The sequence below is a fragment of the Nocardioides guangzhouensis genome (assembly GCF_004519545.1).
Classification (GTDB): domain Bacteria; phylum Actinomycetota; class Actinomycetes; order Propionibacteriales; family Nocardioidaceae; genus Nocardioides; species Nocardioides guangzhouensis.
Map to the genome: position 1 here is coordinate 186,344 of NZ_SDKM01000002.1, position 15,457 is coordinate 201,800.

The window sequence follows — 15,457 nt, forward strand, 5'->3', positions numbered from 1 at the left end:
GCCTGCCTAGGATGCACGCATGAGCATCAAGGGATCGGTCGGCCGGAGCCTGGCGCCGCACGTGCCGCGCGCGGCGCCCGACCTCACGGCCGGCTTCGTCCGCGAGGCGCTGCACCGCGCCATCCGCGGCGTCGGCCCGCTCCCGGCCGCGCACGTCAGCGCGGACAAGGCGCTCCGGGAGGCCGGCGGCGACGTGACGAAGGCGGTGCGCGAGGTGATCGAGGACCACGTCCGGTACGCCGGCGCGCAGGGCTTCGTCACCAACCTCGGCGGGGTGCTGGCGGCGGCGCTCGCGATCCCGGCCAACCTGACCGGGCTGGCGTTGATCCAGTGCCGGATGATCGCGGCGGTCGCGCACCTGCACGGCTACGACCTTGCCGACCCGCGCGTGCACAACGCGATCCTGGCGCTCCTGCTCGGCGAGGACGACGTCGAGCGGCTGGTGCGGAAGCGCAAGCTGCCGACCACCCCGATGGCCATGGCGACGGCACCGGTGTTCGACCCCGACCTCGACGTCGTGATCGCCACCGAGGTGGCCGCGGAGCTGATCGCGAAGGTGGCCGGCAAGCGGCTCGCCGTCGTGGTCGGGCGACGGGTGCCGGTGGTCGGCGGGGTCGTCGGCATGGGCGCCGACGGGGTCTCGACCTGGCGGGTCGGCCGCTACGCCGCCCGCGAGCTCCTGCCCCGCGCCCGGCGGTAGACCCCGAGCAGCCGGCGTCCCCAGCCACGCTCCTCGGCGGATCGGACCAGCTTCTCGCGGGCCCGGTACGTCGGCCGCAGGTAGGCCCGCTCCAGCGCGAGGTGGGCCTGGTGCAGCTCCTCGCGCAGCTGCTCCTCGGTCTCGCGCTGCCGCGCGCCCTCGACCAGCAGCGCCTTGATCGCGTCCAGCGCAGCCTGGTTGACCTGCCGCGGGTTCGGCCGGTCCGGGTCGACGTACGGCGCGTCGGACGGCTCCGGGAGCAGCTCGTCGAGGTCGCCCACGACGTCGTACCCGCGGGCGCGCAGCTCGGCCACCCACTCCCGGGCCAGGTCCTCGGCCCAGGCCCGGGCATCCGGCGGCAGCGACAGTCGCGGCGAGCCGGTGCGGCGGGAGAGGGTGTTGTGGGCGAGCAGCTCGCGCACCAGCGGCCGGTAGTGCGCCGGCTCGACGTCCTTGTTGACGGCCCGGTTGATCCGGCGCACCAGCGCGGTCTCGGGCACGCCCATGGACGGGTTGGACCGCTCGGCCTCGAGGTCGAGCGGCAGCCCGGTCAGGCCGAAGGTCTCGGCGAACCGCTCCCACAGCAGCGTCGACGGCGCTCCCGGCCGCGGCACGGTGACCACGTGCACCCGTGACGGGTCCAGCTCGCCGCCCCACCGGTCGAGGATGTCCGGCACCTCCTGGACACCCCAGAACCAGGTCGCGAGCCGGGTCGCGCGCTCGGGGTCCCGGATCTCGGACAGGAAGCGGTCGTAGCGCAGGGTCCGCCGGTGCTTGACGTTCTCCTGCCACTCGGCCGGGATCTGCCGGACCAGGTCACGCACCGACAGCACCACGTGGACCTCGGTGCCGGGGTGGCCGACCGACTCGAGCGCGCGGCGGATCTGGGTGCGGGAGGCGGTGGCCAGGATCTCGTGACTGATGATCGAGGTGCCGTCGAACGCGCGGACCTTCGCGGCCATCGCGTCCCAGGCGCCGACGGCCTCGGTCTCGAGGCCGCCCCAGGGCAGCCGCATCAGGTCGAGCGCGGCGAGGAACTGCCCGTCGAAGCGGTCGGCGGGGTAGAGGATCCCCTTGCCGGCCAGCAGGTCGCGGTTGCGGAAGAGCACGTCCTGGAGGTACGACGTTCCCGTCTTCGGGGTGCCCACGTGGAGCAGGACCCGCCTGGGGCTCACCGGGCCTCCTCGATCGTCCTCGTTGCGAGCAGGGCACGCAGGGCCACGTCGAGGGCACCGGTCGCTCCTGCGGCGGTCGGCCCGCACCCGTTGCGCGGTCGCAGGGAGGCCAGCTCGCCGTGCACAGGGTATCCAGCCCGCGACAGCTCCCCGACCAACCGGTCGGCCCGGCGACGTACCCACTCCTGCTGGGCCTCGGGCACGCCGGGCAGCGTGCCGCGCTCGCCGGCCAGCAACGGGACCACGACCCGGTCCAGCAGACGCTGGTGCCGTTCCGGCCGGACCAGCACCCGCAGCACCTCGTTCACGCGGCGGAGCAGCTCCCCGGCGTCGGCCGAGAGCGGGTCGGCCCGCAGGTCGACGGCAGTGCCGAGCAGCGACGCGGGCAGCTCCCCGCCGACGAGGACGTGCACCCTCTCCCGGCCGACCCGGCCCGCCCAGCGGGCGGCGACCGCGGCCAGGTCGACCCGCGGCGGCAGCTGGTCGCGACGGGCCCAGTGGCCGACCCACCACGCCCACGACGGGGTGACCCGGTGCCGGACCCGCCAGGTCCAGGTGTCGGCCAGCATCGCGGCGAGGTCGTCGGCGACGACCAGCGCGACCGGCGAGCGGAGGCCGGGACGTCGGCCGGCCGCGACCAGGTCCGAGCGGGTCCGGTCCGCGATCAGCGGGTCGCCGACCACGGCCCACTTGCGCCGCCACGGCACGGGCAGCGGGGACCGCTGCTCGGGCTCGGGGCCGGGATCGAGGTCCAGCGCCAGCTCGGCGAGCACGCCGACGGTCATCCGCAGGAGCTCGTCGTCGGGAAGCGCGGCCGGGTCGGCCGGAGGCGGGCCGAACCGGGTGTCGTCGAGGACGCCGACCAGCGGCAGGTCCGGCTGGCCGCGGCCGGGGGCGCTCGCCGCGAGCACCCGGTCGACGAGGGCCCGGTGCCGGGGGTCGGCAGTGCCGGCGGGGTCCGCGGCCAGGTTGAGGCGGCGTACGACCTCGAGCTGGATGGCGCCCGGCAGCAGCGCGTCGGCGGAGGAGGCGGCGGAGTCCGGGTCGCCGGGGGCGAACTCCTGCCAGGGCGTGGTGCCTCCGGTGCGCAGGTGTGCGACCCACGCCCAGGCGCGTGCGGTGTTCACGCGCCGGTCACCAGTCGCGGAGGTGCTCGGCCCGGCGCCGGATGCGGGCCCCGAGCTCCTGACGCGGGTCGGGGCGGCTCGCCGCCTCGTTGGTCATCGCCGCCAGCGCCTCGATCGCCACCCGGGCCAGCGCCTTGCGCGGCACCCGGTCGGGGTCGCACCACTCCTCGGCCGGGTCGAGCCGCGGCCAGAGGTCCTCGACGTCCCCCACCACGTGCACGCCGGAGCCCTTGACCCAGTCGATCCAGCGTTCGGCCTGCTCCTCCGCCCAGGGCAGCCGCTCCGGGGGCAGCTCCACCTTGCCGCTGGTGCTGCCGCCGAGCTCGCCCTCGTCGAGCATCCGGCGGAGCAGGTCGTCCTGGGGTGCGTAGCGACGCGTCCGCCGGTCGATCCGGCGGTTGAGCCGGCGCAGCAGCTCGGTCTCGGCGATGCCGAGCGAGGCGTTCGCCCGCTCGCTGTCGAGGGGCGCCCACGCCGGGTCGATCCCGAAGACCGCACAGAACCGTAGCCACAGCTCGTCCGGCTCGGCGCCGGCCGGCGGCACGGTCACCACGTGCACCCGCTCCGGCGGCAGGTTCCGGCTCCAGTTGTTGAGCACGGTCGGCAGGTCGAACGCGCGCATGAACCACGCCTTGCCGGCCTCGGCACTGTCGAGGAACCGCTCGAACCGCCACTTCCGGCCCTGCTTGATGCTCTCCTGCCAGGCGGCGGGCAGCTGTCGCGCGAGGTCGCGGGCGCTGTAGACGACGTGCACCTCGCAGCCGGACAGGTCGTTCATCAGCCGGGCGATCCGGGCCTGCGGGGCCGGGGCCAGGATCTCGTGGCTCAGCACCACGGTGCCGGAGGACTTGCGAATCTTGCGGGCCATGGTCGGCCAGGCGCCCCTGGCGTGCCCCGACGTACCGCCCCAGTCCTGGTCGAGCAGGTCCAGCGCGGCCCGGAAGTGGGAGGTCGCCGGGCTGGTCCAGGCGTTGAGCGCGGGCACGTGGACGTCGTGGTCGCGCAGTCGCCGGGCGTTCACGGTGAGCCGGTCCTGGAGGTACGTCGTGCCGGTCTTGGGGGCACCGATGTGCAGGTGGACGACGGGCCGGCTGCTCATGTGCCGCATTGTGCCTCAGGCGAGGGCGGTGACCACCCGTGAGGGGCTGGGGCGCCCGAGCTCGCCGGCCATCCAGACGCTGGTGCCGACCAGCGCGTCGAGGTCGACGCCGTTGTCGATGCCGAGGCCGTTGAGCATCCAGACCAGGTCCTCGGTGGCCAGGTTGCCGGTCGCGCTCTCGGCGTACGGGCAGCCACCGAGGCCGCCGGCGCTCGCGTCGAACGTCGTGATGCCCTCCTCGAGCGCGGCGTACGCGTTGGCCAGCGCCTGTCCGTAGGTGTCGTGGAAGTGGACCGCGAGCTGGTCGGTGGTCATCCCGGCGGCGGCGAACGCCTGCAGCAGCTCCTTGACGTGGCCGGCGGTGCCGACCCCGATGGTGTCGCCGAGGCTGAGCTGGCTGGCGCCGAGGTCGAAGAGCCGCTTGCCCACCTCGACCACCTGCGGGATCGGCACGTCGCCCTCCCACGGGTCGCCGAAGCACATCGAGACGTAGGCGCGTACGTCGAGCCCGGCCTCGCGCGCCCGCCGCACGGTCGGCTCGAACATCGCGAACTGCTCGTCGAGGCCGCGGTTGAGGTTGCGCTGCGCGAAGGTCTCGGTGGCGCTGCCGAAGATCGCGACGTGCTCCAGCCCGAGCTCGAGGGCCCGGTCGAGGCCGCGCTCGTTGGGCACGAGGACCGGCATCCCGCGGCCCTCGTCGCCGAGCTCGGCCATCACCTCGGCGGCGTCGGCGAGCTGGGGCACCCATGTCGGGTGCACGAACGAGGTCGCCTCGACGACCGGTAGCCCGGCGGCGACCAGCCGACGGATGAACGCGACCTTGGTCGCGGTGGGGACCAGCGCGGACTCGTTCTGGAGGCCGTCACGGGGACCGACCTCCCAGATCGTCACCCTCTCGGGAAGGCTCATCCCTGCACCACCTCGAACAGCAGGGCGCCGAGCGCGACCTGCTCGCCGGCCGTGGGGCCGACCTGCTCGACGGTCCCGTCGAACGGTGCCTTGAGCGCCAGCTCCATCTTCATCGCCTCCATCACGCCGAGCACGTCGCCCTCGGACACCGCCTGCCCCTTCTCGACCCGGACGTCGAGCACGGTGCCCGGCATCGGGGCCAGGATCACGCCGTCGCCGGCGTCGACCGCGTGGTCGCCGAACACGTCGGGCCGGTCGAACACGAACCGCTGGCCGCGGTGCACGACCTCCGCGATGTGCGGCTGGACGTTGACCACCGCCTGCTCACGGCGACCGTCGATCTCGAGCACCGCCAGGTGGCTCTCCGCGGACAGCTGGCGCACGGCGTGGTCCCCGACCCGGCCGCGGTGCCGGTCGACCAGCACGGTCTCGTCGAGCTCGACCACGGTCGGGGCCGGGTCGGCAGCGCCCCGCCATCCGTCGTTCTGGAAGGGGTGGCCGGCGTCGACGACGGCGACCAGCATCGCCTGCACCCAGGCGACGAACACCCGGGCCAGGTCGGGCGACGGCGCCGGGACCGTGGCGTGGTCGAGCCACGCGGTGTCGATGGTCGCGTCGCGGAACTCGTCGCTGGCGGCCAGCGCCCGCAGGAAGCCGGCGTTGGTGGTGAGGCCCAGGATCGCGGTGTCGTCGAGCGCCGCCACCAGTGCCCGGCGGGCCGCCTCGCGGTCGGGACCGTGCACTATCACCTTGCCCAGCATGGGGTCGTACGCCGTGCTGACCACCTGGCCGCTCTCCAGCGCGTGGTCGACCCGGGCCCGCTCCGGCCAGCGCACGATCGAGGTGGTGCCGGCCTGCGGGAGGAAGCCGCCGAAGGAGTCCTCGGCGTAGACCCGGGCCTCGATCGCGTGGCCGGTCACGGTCACGTCGTCCTGGGTGAACGGCAGCGGCTCCCCGGCCGCGACCTTCAGCTGCACCTCGACCAGGTCGATGCCGGTGACCAGCTCGGTGACCGGGTGCTCGACCTGGAGGCGGGTGTTCATCTCGAGGAAGTACGCCTCGCCGGTGTCGGTGTCGAGCAGGAACTCGACGGTGCCGGCGTTGCGGTAGCCCACGTGCCGGGCCAGCGCGACCGCCGACCCGGTCACCAGCGTGCGGGTCTCGTCGGTGATCGTCGGCGCCGGCGCCTCCTCCAGGACCTTCTGGTGCCGGCGCTGGGTGGAGCAGTCGCGCTCGAAGAGGTGGACGACGTTGCCGTGGGCGTCGGCCATCACCTGCACCTCGATGTGGCGCCCGTGCTCGACGTACTTCTCGACCAGCATCGTGTCGTCGCCGAACGCCGACGCCGCCTCGCGCTGCGCGGCCGCGACCGCCTCGTCGTACTCCTCGGCGGAGCGGACGATGCGCATGCCCTTGCCGCCACCGCCGGCCGCGGCCTTCACCAGCACCGGGAAGCCGGCGTCGTCGCCACGCGGCACCACCGGCACGCCCGCGGCGATCGCGATCTCGCGGGCGGCGTCCTTGCGGCCCATCTTGTCCATCACCTCGGCGGACGGGCCGACCAGGGTGATCCCGGCGGCCTCCACCGCGCTCGCGAACGCCGAGCGCTCGGACAGGAACCCGTAGCCGGGGTGGATCGCGTCGGCTCCGGACGCGACCGCCGCTGCGACCACGGCCTCGATGTCGAGGTAGCTCCCGACGTGGACGGAGTCGTCGGCCGCGAGCACGTGCGGCGCGCTGCGGTCGAGGTCGGTGTGCAGGGCGACGCTGCGCAGGCCGAGCGAGCGGCAGGCGCGGATCACGCGCAGCGCGATCTCGCCGCGGTTGGCGATGAGGATCGAGTGGATCACTGCGTCACATCCTGAAGGCGGTCGGTGGTGGCGCGGGCCATCACATGCGGAAGATGCCGTAGGAGGGGGCGGGGACCGGCGCCTCGGCGGCAGCAGCGAGCCCCATGCCGAGCACCCGCCGGGTGTCGGCCGGGTCGATGACGCCGTCGTCCCAGAGCCGGGCGGTCGAGTAGTACGGCGACCCCTGGTGCTCGTACTGCGCGCGGATCGGGTCCTTGAACGCCTCCTCGTCCTCGGCGGACCAAGACTCCCCCCGTGCCTCGATGCCGTCGCGGCGTACGGTCGCGAGCACCGACGCCGCCTGCTCGCCGCCCATCACCGAGATCCGGGCGTTGGGCCACATCCAGAGGAAGCGCGGGTCGTAGGCGCGGCCGCACATGCCGTAGTTGCCGGCACCGAACGAGCCGCCGATCACGACCGTGAACTTCGGGACCACGCTGCACGCGACGGCGGTGACCAGCTTGGCGCCGTCCTTGGCGATGCCACCGTTCTCGTACTCCCGGCCGACCATGAAGCCGGTGATGTTCTGCAGAAACACCAGGGGTACGCCGCGCTGGTTGCACAGCTCGATGAAGTGGGCGCCCTTGAGCGCGGACTCGCTGAACAGGATGCCGTTGTTGGCGAGGATCCCGACCGGGTGGCCCCAGATCTTCGCGAAGCCGCAGACCAGGGTCTCGCCGTACAGCTTCTTGAACTCGTGGAACCGGCTGCCGTCCCCGACCCGGCGGATCACCTCGCGCACGTCGTACGGCGTGCGGGTGTCGGCGGGCACCACGTCGTACAACGACTCGGGGGCCTCGTGCGGCTCCTCGACCTCGCCCGCGGGCTGCAGCCGGGTGGTGCCTGCCGCCGCGCCACCGGGCGGCAGCGTGTCCACGATGCTGCGCACGATCGCCAGCGCGTGCGCGTCGTCGTTCGCGAGGTGGTCGACCACGCCTGAGGTGCGGGCGTGCACGTCGCCGCCCCCGAGCTCCTCGGCGGTGACCACCTCGCCGGTCGCGGCCTTCACCAGCGGCGGGCCGCCGAGGAAGATCGTGCCCTGCTCCTTGACGATCACGGTCTCGTCCGACATCGCCGGGACGTAGGCGCCGCCAGCGGTGCAGGAGCCCATGACCGCCGCGATCTGGGCGATGCCCTCGCCGCTCATGGTGGCCTGGTTGTAGAAGATCCGACCGAAGTGGTCGCGGTCGGGGAACACCTCGTCCTGCAGCGGCAGGAAGGCGCCGCCGGAGTCGACCAGCGAGATCACGGGGAGCTTGTTGGCGCGCGCGATCTCCTGCGCACGCAGGTGCTTCTTGACCGTGATCGGGTAGTAGGTCCCGCCCTTCACGGTCGCGTCGTTGGCGATCACCACGCAGGTCCGGCCGCTGACCCGGCCCAGGCCGGTCACGATGCCGGCGCTGGGGACGGCGTTCTCCTCGCCGGGCTTGCCGTACATCCCGGTGGCGGCCAGCGCGCTGAACTCCAGGAACGGGCTGCCCGGGTCGAGCAGCCGGTCGACCCGCTCGCGGACCAGCAGCTTGCCACGGTCGGTGTGCTTGCGGCGGGCGGACTCGGTGCCGCCGGCGCCGTCGTTGCGTACCGCTGCCAGGCGGGCCCGCAGGTCGTCGACCATGTCGCGGAGCCCGGGCCGCGCCTGCGTCGCGGTCTCCTCGGATGTCGCGGTCACGCAGCCTCCCTGGGTGGTGTGCCTGGTTGTCGACGGCCCGACGGTGCGCGTCGGTGTCGCCGATCACGTTAACGATCGCTAACCACGGATGTTAGCGATCGCTAACCGAAGCCGTCTACTCTTGGGCTCGTGCCAGCCTCCCGCCGCGACCAGATCCTGTCCACCGCGGCCGTCCTCTTCGCCGAGCGCGGCTTCCACGGGACCTCCGTGGCCGACCTGGGTGCGGCCTGCGGCATGAGCGGACCCGCGCTCTACAAGCACTTCCCGTCCAAGGACGCCCTGCTCGCTGCCATGCTCGTCTCGATCAGCGAGGAGCTGCTCGCGGTCGGCACCGAGCGGGCCGAGGCGGCCGACGACCCCGCCGCCGCGCTGGACGCGCTGGTCGACTGGCACATCACCTTCGCCCTGGCCAACAAGTCGCTGATCGTCGTGCAGGACCGGGACTGGGCCGCGCTGCCCGTGGAGGCACGGGAGAAGGTGCGCACCCTGCAACGGAAGTACGTCGCGCTCTGGGCCGCGCAGCTGCGGTCGCTCTCGCCGGAGCTCGACGACACCGAGGCACACGTGCGGGCGCACGCGGCGTTCGGTCTGCTGAACTCGACGCCGCACAGCGCCTTCCTCCCCGAGGACGCGATGCGTGCGGTGCTGCACGACATGGCCACCCGGGCGCTCGGCCTGCGCGAGGAGAGCGCATGAACACCCCCCGGTACCACTCGCTGCGCTCGCGCTTCCGCGGGGACCACGCATGACCGCCACCCGCAATCACGCGCGCCCGGGGGATCCTGCATGAGCACCCGCTGGTTCCTGGAGCGCTCGGAGGCCGAGCGGGCGGCGTACGCGACGTACTTCGCCAGGCTCGCCGCGGCCGGGCAGGACATCGACGGCGAGGCCCGCTTCGTGGACGCGATGGCCGAGCGCGGCAGCCGGATCCTCGACGGCGGCTGCGGCACCGGGCGGGTCGCCGCTGCGTTGGCGGTGCGCGGGCACGACGTGCTCGGGGCGGACGCGGACGGGACGCTGATCGACGCGGGTCGCGAGCAGTACCCGGGCCTCCCCCTGGTCCACCGCGACCTGCTCGACCTGCGCGCCGAGGACGGTCCGTTCGACCTCGCGGTGCTGGCCGGCAACGTGATGGTCTTCCTGGAGGCCGGCACCGAGGCCGGCGTGCTGCGCGCCCTCGACGGCGTGGTCGTGCCCGGCGGCCGGGTGGTGCTCGGCTTCGCCACCGACCGCGACTACACCGTCGCCGCCCTCGACCGGGACGCGTCGGCCCTGGGCTGGCTGCCCGAGCACCGGTTCGCCACGTGGCAAATGGCCCCCTGGGGCGACGACGCCGACTGGGCGGTCACGGTCTTCCGCCGCCCCGGCTGACCCGCCGTACCCGGACTGGACGGGCAGCTCCTGCGCTTGTCGGGCGGAATTCTGCCCGTCATGTGCAGGATTCCCCGGTCAACCGGGGAATCCTGCGCCCTACCCGCGCAGGCTGGCGGTCGCCTCGGTCATCCGCACGACGTGGTCGAGCAGGCTGGTCAGCTCGCGCTCGCGCCGGTCGAGGGGCCGGAAGTCGTCACCGTCGAAGTCGGCGAAGTTCTGCAGCGCGACCTGCGGGCGTACGGCGACCATGAACGTCGCCGCCACGATCGACCGCCACTGCTCCACGGCGCGGGTGGCGCCGTCGAAGCCGTAGCCGACGAAGCCCACTGCCTTGTTGCCCCACTCCGGCCAGAGCACGTCGACGGCGTTCTTCAGCGCGGCCGGGACGCCGTGGTTGTACTCCGCGGTGACGAACACGAACCCGTCGAACGACCCGATGGTGCGGCTCCACGCGCGGGTGGCCTCGTCGGCGTACTCCCCGTGCGCGTCGCTGGGCACCACCTCGGCGTCGAGCAGCCGCAGGCCGTAGTCGCGCAGGTCGACCAGCTCGAACTCGGCGTCGCCGCGTTCCGTCGCGATCCGGTGCACCCACGCGCCGACCGCGCCGCCCTTCCGGACGGGGCGGGTGCTGCCGATGACGATGCCGATCCTCACGCGGGTCCTCCTGGTTGGATGCTGGGGCTGGATCATGGGGCTGGCCGGTTGCCCCGACTCTCGCCGTCCGGCGGCCCGCGATCAAGCGCGGAATGCCGGACCCGGACAGGACGTTCGGCGGTCATGACGGATGACAGCCGGTACGGCGTGCTGGGCACGCGGGATCACCCGACGTTCGGTCTCGACACCTTCGGCGACCTGGAGCTCGACGCCACCGGCGGCCCGGTCAGCCAGGCCGAGGCGATCCGGCAGGTGGTCGCCGAGGGGGTCCTGGCCGACGAGGTGGGCCTCGACTTCTTCGGCATCGGCGAGCACCACCGCGCCGACTTCGCGGTGAGCGCGCCCGACGTCGTGCTCGCGGCGATCGCCGGGCAGACTCGACGGATCCGGCTCGGCACCTCGGTGACCGTGCTCAGCTCCGACGACCCGATCAGGGTGTTCCAGCGGTTCGCGACCCTCGACGCCGTCTCGGGCGGCCGGGCCGACGTGACCCTGGGCCGCGGCTCGTTCACCGAGTCCTTCCCGCTGTTCGGGCTCTCGCTGGAGGACTACGAGGTGCTCTTCGACGAGAAGCTCGACCTCTTCGCCCAGCTCCTGGAGGAGCGGCCGGTCACCTGGGAGGGCACCGTGCGGCCGCCGGTCGAGGGCATCGAGGTGTTCCCCCGCACCGAGCACGGTCTGGTCGCGTGGGTCGGCGTCGGCGGGACTCCCGAGTCCGTGGTCCGGGCCGGCCGCCACGGGCTGCCGCTGGTGGTCGCGGTGATCGGCGGGTCGCCGGAGCGGTTCCGGCCGCTGGTCGACCTCTACCACCGGGCGCTGGACTACTACCACCACGGGACCCGCCCGGTGTCGATGCACAGCCCCGGCCACGTCGCCGCGACCGACGAGCTCGCGCGCGAGCAGATGTACCCGCACCAGGCCGCGGCGTTCACGAAGATCGGCGCCGAGCGCGGGTGGGGTCCGTACACGCCCGAGCAGTTCGAGGACGGCGCCGCCCCGACCGGGTCCTTGTTCGTCGGCTCGCCGGAGACGGTCGCGCGGAAGATCGCCTGGGCGGTCCGAGCGCTCGGGCTCTCCCGGTTCCAGCTGAAGTACGCCGTCGGCACGCTGCCGCACGCCCAGCGCCTGGAGTCGATCCGGCTGTACGGCACCGAAGTGGTGCCCCGGGTGCGCGAGCTGCTCGCCGCCGACCCCGTGATCGCCTGACGACAGGCCAGCTCCGGTCCGCCGAGAGGCCAGGTCGTGCCGGTCCACCGGCGACGGTCGTGCGGGCGGCGCGCAATTCCTGGCCGCTCGGCGCGCAAGACCTGACCGGTCGGCTAGAGGAGGTGGTCGATGTCGGCGTCGTGGCCCTCGGCCTCGGCGCGGGCGACCACCTCGAGCAGCCGGGCGGCGCGCACCGCCGCGTCGTACGCCGCGTCGAGGTCGGCCGCCTCGTCCGGCGGGAGGTCGGGCTCGCGCTCGCGGACCCGCTGGCTGTCGCGGGCGTGCAGGGCGGAGAGCAGGTCCTCGCGGGGCAGGCCGCGCAGCAGGACCAGCACCAGCGGGTCACCGTCGACCAGCCAGCCGACCTGGGTCAGCACCGCGACCGCGTGTCGACAGGGCTGGGCCCAGGCCTGGCAGCCGCACTCGGTGGCCAGCTCGCCGCCGTACGGGAGCAGCTCGACTCCGGCCTCGTCGGCGTGCTCGACCAGGCTGTGCGGCAGGTCGCCGGCGAGCAGCTCGGCGATCCGGCCGGCCTCGGCGGCCACCAGCTCCACGAACGTGGCCACCGCCTCGCGCGGCAGCCGCGGGACTGTCACCTGCACCGGCCATGCGTCGTCGCCCTCGATCACCGCCGCCACCACCGCGCCGGGACCGACGGTCAGCGCCCCGACCGACCCGGCCCGGGCCAGGGTGCGGCCGGCCCGCAGGTCCGCCTCGGCGTACGCCGCCTCCTCCACCGCACGCAGCCACGCCTTCGCCCACCACGACCCGACCCGGACGCCGCCGCGGCGGGCCGGCATCCGCGGGTGCGTGACCGCGGTCAGGAGGTCGCTCCCGGCCGCAGGGTGACCAGGTCGCGCAGCTCGTCGTCGCTCAGCTCGGTCAGTGCGGCCTCGCCCCGTCCGAGCACGGCGTCGGCCAGGGCGCGCTTGCGGGTGAGCAGCTCGGCGACCTTCTCCTCGATCGTGCCGCGGGTGACCAGGCGGTGCACCTGGACCGGGCGGGTCTGCCCGATCCGGTAGGCGCGGTCGGTGGCCTGGTCCTCGACGGCGGGGTTCCACCAGCGGTCGAAGTGGACGACGTGGTCGGCGGAAGTCAGGTTGAGGCCGGTGCCGCCAGCCTTGAGCGAGAGCAGGAACACCGGCACCCTCTGCTCACCTCTGGCCGCCTGGAACCGCCGCACCATCGCCTCGCGCTCGCGGACCGGGGTGCCGCCGTGCAGGAGCTGGCAGGGGATGCCGGTGCGCGCGAGGTGCGCCTGGAGCAGCCGGGCCATCGCGACGTACTGGGTGAACACCAGCGCGGCGCCACCCTCCGCCAGCACGGTGGCCAGCAGCTCGTCGACCAGCTCGAGCTTCTCCGAGCGGCCGCCCAGCCGCGGGTTGGCCTGCTTGAGGTAGTGCGCCGGGTGGTTGCAGATCTGCTTGAGCGAGGTCAGCAACGCCAGCACCAGACCGCGGCGGGCGTGCTCGTCGGCCCGCTCGATGCGCTCCATCGACTCGCGCACGACGGTCTCGTAGAGCACCACCTGCTCGCGGGTCAGCCCGAGCCGGTGGTCGGTCTCGGTCTTCGCGGGCAGCTCGGGGGCCACCCCCGGGTCGGACTTGCGCCGGCGCAGCAGGAACGGCGAGATCAGGTCGGCGAACTGCCGCGCCTTGGCCGGGTCGACGCCGGCCTCGATCGGCGCCGCCCAGACCCGGCGGAAGGCGTTGCGCGAGCCGAGCAGCCCGGGGATCGCCCAGTCGAGGATCGCCCAGAGCTCGGTCAGGTTGTTCTCGACCGGGGTGCCGGTGAGCGCGACCCGGGCCCGGGCGTCGATCCGGCGCAGCGCGGTGGCGGTCGAGGCGCGGGGGTTCTTCACGTGCTGCGCCTCGTCGGCGACGACGAGGTCCCACGGGACACCGGCGAGCAGGTCGGCGTCACGCCGCATCGTGCCGTACGTCGTCAGCACGAAGCCCCGGGTCAGCCCGGCCAGGTCGCGCTGCGTGCCGTGGAAGCGCCGGACCGGGACTCCGGGAGCGAACCGGGCGACCTCGTCCTCCCAGTTGCCGAGCAGCGACGCCGGGCAGACCACCAGCACGGGTCCGGCGTCCGGGTCATGCGCGGTCCGGTGCAGGTGCAGCGCGATCAGCGTGATCGTCTTGCCGAGGCCCATGTCGTCGGCCAGGCAGGCGCCGAGCCCGAGACCGGTGAGCTCGGCCAGCCATGTCAACCCGTGCCGCTGGTAGTCGCGCAGGCTAGCGGCCAGCGTGGCGGGAACCGGCACCGGCTCGCGGGTGGCCGCCGTGACGACCCGCTGGCGGACCTTCTCCAGCGTCGCGCCGACCACGACCTGCTCGTCGACGTCCTCGACGGTGACCACGCCGGTGAGGGTGGCGGCCAGCGCCTGGGCGGGCTTCGCGGTGCGGACCAGCCGCTTGCGCGCCCGCCGGGCCATCACGGGGTCGACGACCATCCAATTGTCGCGCAGCCGGACGATCGGCCCGGTAGCCGATGCCAGCTGGTCCATCTCGTCCTCGGTCAGCGGGTCGCCGTGCAGGGCGAGCTGCCAGGAGAACGAGAACATCGAGTCCGGCCCGAACAGCCCCTCGACCAGCGGCTCCTCGCGCTCCCCGGAGCCGGGACGGAGCACGGTGACCGCGGTCAGGTCGCGACCCAGGCTGCGCGGCCACAGCACGTCGACGCCGCGCTCGCGGAGCGCCGGGAGCCCGTGCTCCAGCAGGTCGGCGAGCTCCTCGGAGTCGAGCGCGATCTCGTCGGGCACCCGCAGCTCGAGCAGCCGGTCGAGCACCGGCCAGGCCCCGGCCGCGCTGCGCAGGGCGATGGTGGCATGGGTGCGGGCCCGGTCGCCGAACCCGTGGGAGGCGTCCGCGCCGGACTCGGCCCAGAGCACCGCGGCGTCGGCGACGTGCAGCGGGTTGCGCTCGTCGTGGACCTGGAGCACCAGCCGAACCGCGCCGCCGACCAGCTCGCCCTCGTCGGCCTCCACCCGCAGCGACAGGGTGACCAGGTGCGGACGGTCGTCGGGGCCGCGGCCCGGGCCGGTGTGCCGGGCCAGCCGCTCGGCGAGGCGCTCGGCGAAGGCGGGGTCGGCAGCCCGGGACCGGGCAGGCGCCGTCCGGCCGGGCACCGTCGGCGCGGCGGTCCGGCGGACCGGGGGCCGGCGGGCGACCAGGGAGCCGGCCGCGGGGGCCGACCGGGGCAGGGTGTCGGCGACCGCGTCCATCACCGACCGCACGAGTGCCGCGGACTCCGGCTCATCCGTGCCGCCGCGGGCCTCGACCAGGCGGTCGAGGCGGTCCTGGTCGTCGGGCCCGAGGTCGGCGATCCGCCAGCCCGAGCGGTCGGGCTCCAGCCGGCCGGCCGCGACCAGCCGCATCGCGAGCAGCACCGCCCCGGCCAGCAGCGCCACGCTCGGGTGGACGTCGTCGCGTCGGTGCGCGCGCGTGAGCACCGGCAGCGCGGCCCGCATCGGCAGGCTGACCGTGCGGTGGTCGTCGCTGAACACCACGACGCTGTCCCTCGCGGGCTCGACCGCCTCGAAGGTGGCCGGTCCGGTGACGGGAACGAAGCTCAACGCGTGCCTTCCGGTCGGGCGGGTGCTGACCCGACGCTAACGCGCGGCACCGACGAGACGTTCCCACGGCAGCAGCACCGCGGCGGCACGACGGCGGCACGACGGCGGCACGACGGC

General features: G+C 74.0%; 13 protein-coding genes. 4 read left to right on the forward strand and 9 right to left on the reverse strand.

The window, feature by feature from the left end; all coding sequences use genetic code 11:
* Positions 1–19: 19 nt before the first annotated feature.
* A complete protein-coding gene (locus tag EKO23_RS02210; protein WP_134713623.1) occupies positions 20–700 on the forward strand; it encodes an EcsC family protein in 681 nt (226 codons plus the stop codon).
* Here EKO23_RS02210 and EKO23_RS02215 read toward each other — a convergent pair.
* The 6 genes from EKO23_RS02215 to EKO23_RS02240 are packed head-to-tail and all read right to left on the reverse strand — an operon-like array spanning position 661 to position 8,529.
* On the reverse strand, positions 661–1,875 hold the full coding sequence (locus EKO23_RS02215; protein WP_134713625.1) for a hypothetical protein: 1,215 nt from the start codon (positions 1,873–1,875) through the stop codon (positions 661–663). The genes EKO23_RS02210 and EKO23_RS02215 overlap by 40 nt on opposite strands.
* Entirely contained in the window at positions 1,872–3,002 is a 1,131-nt protein-coding gene (locus tag EKO23_RS02220; protein ID WP_134713627.1) for a hypothetical protein, read from the reverse strand. Before EKO23_RS02220 ends, EKO23_RS02215 begins: the two co-directional genes overlap by 4 nt.
* A 7-nt stretch (positions 3,003–3,009) precedes the next feature.
* Positions 3,010–4,101: a hypothetical protein gene (locus tag EKO23_RS02225; RefSeq protein WP_134713628.1), complete on the reverse strand. Its 1,092-nt coding sequence runs from the start codon at positions 4,099–4,101 to the stop codon at positions 3,010–3,012.
* 15 nt (positions 4,102–4,116) lie between these two features.
* The gene (locus EKO23_RS02230; RefSeq protein ID WP_134713630.1) at positions 4,117–5,010 is read right to left on the reverse strand and encodes a hydroxymethylglutaryl-CoA lyase; all 894 of its coding nucleotides are present in this window, start codon (positions 5,008–5,010) and stop codon (positions 4,117–4,119) included.
* Positions 5,007–6,860: an acetyl/propionyl/methylcrotonyl-CoA carboxylase subunit alpha gene (locus tag EKO23_RS02235; protein WP_134713632.1), complete on the reverse strand. Its 1,854-nt coding sequence runs from the start codon at positions 6,858–6,860 to the stop codon at positions 5,007–5,009. The genes EKO23_RS02230 and EKO23_RS02235 overlap by 4 nt, the downstream gene beginning before the upstream one ends.
* A 40-nt stretch (positions 6,861–6,900) precedes the next feature.
* A complete protein-coding gene (locus EKO23_RS02240) occupies positions 6,901–8,529 on the reverse strand; it encodes a carboxyl transferase domain-containing protein (protein ID WP_281280839.1) in 1,629 nt (542 codons plus the stop codon).
* A gap of 129 nt (positions 8,530–8,658) precedes the next feature.
* Here EKO23_RS02240 and EKO23_RS02245 point away from each other — a divergent pair, with 129 nt between their 5' ends.
* Both EKO23_RS02245 and EKO23_RS02250 read left to right on the forward strand, forming a co-directional pair.
* On the forward strand, positions 8,659–9,225 hold the full coding sequence (locus EKO23_RS02245) for an SACE_7040 family transcriptional regulator (protein ID WP_134713634.1): 567 nt from the start codon (positions 8,659–8,661) through the stop codon (positions 9,223–9,225).
* Between the two features lie 90 nt (positions 9,226–9,315).
* On the forward strand, positions 9,316–9,900 hold the full coding sequence (locus EKO23_RS02250; protein ID WP_134713636.1) for a class I SAM-dependent methyltransferase: 585 nt from the start codon (positions 9,316–9,318) through the stop codon (positions 9,898–9,900).
* 99 nt (positions 9,901–9,999) lie between these two features.
* On the opposite strand, the gene EKO23_RS02255 is transcribed toward EKO23_RS02250, so the two are convergent.
* Positions 10,000–10,557 (reverse strand): NADPH-dependent FMN reductase, encoded by a 558-nt coding sequence (locus tag EKO23_RS02255; RefSeq protein ID WP_134713638.1) that lies wholly within the window; start codon positions 10,555–10,557, stop codon positions 10,000–10,002.
* Positions 10,558–10,680: 123 nt separating this feature from the next.
* Here EKO23_RS02255 and EKO23_RS02260 point away from each other — a divergent pair, with 123 nt between their 5' ends.
* On the forward strand, positions 10,681–11,763 hold the full coding sequence (locus tag EKO23_RS02260) for an LLM class flavin-dependent oxidoreductase (RefSeq protein ID WP_134713640.1): 1,083 nt from the start codon (positions 10,681–10,683) through the stop codon (positions 11,761–11,763).
* Between the two features lie 113 nt (positions 11,764–11,876).
* Here the strand turns inward: EKO23_RS02260 and EKO23_RS02265 are convergent, their stop codons facing one another.
* Together EKO23_RS02265 and EKO23_RS02270 are read right to left on the reverse strand one after the other, a co-directional pair.
* Entirely contained in the window at positions 11,877–12,563 is a 687-nt protein-coding gene (locus EKO23_RS02265) for an SWIM zinc finger family protein (protein WP_134713642.1), read from the reverse strand.
* Positions 12,564–12,583: 20 nt separating this feature from the next.
* Entirely contained in the window at positions 12,584–15,340 is a 2,757-nt protein-coding gene (locus tag EKO23_RS02270; protein ID WP_217702409.1) for a DEAD/DEAH box helicase, read from the reverse strand.
* Between the last annotated feature and the right edge of the window lie 117 nt (positions 15,341–15,457).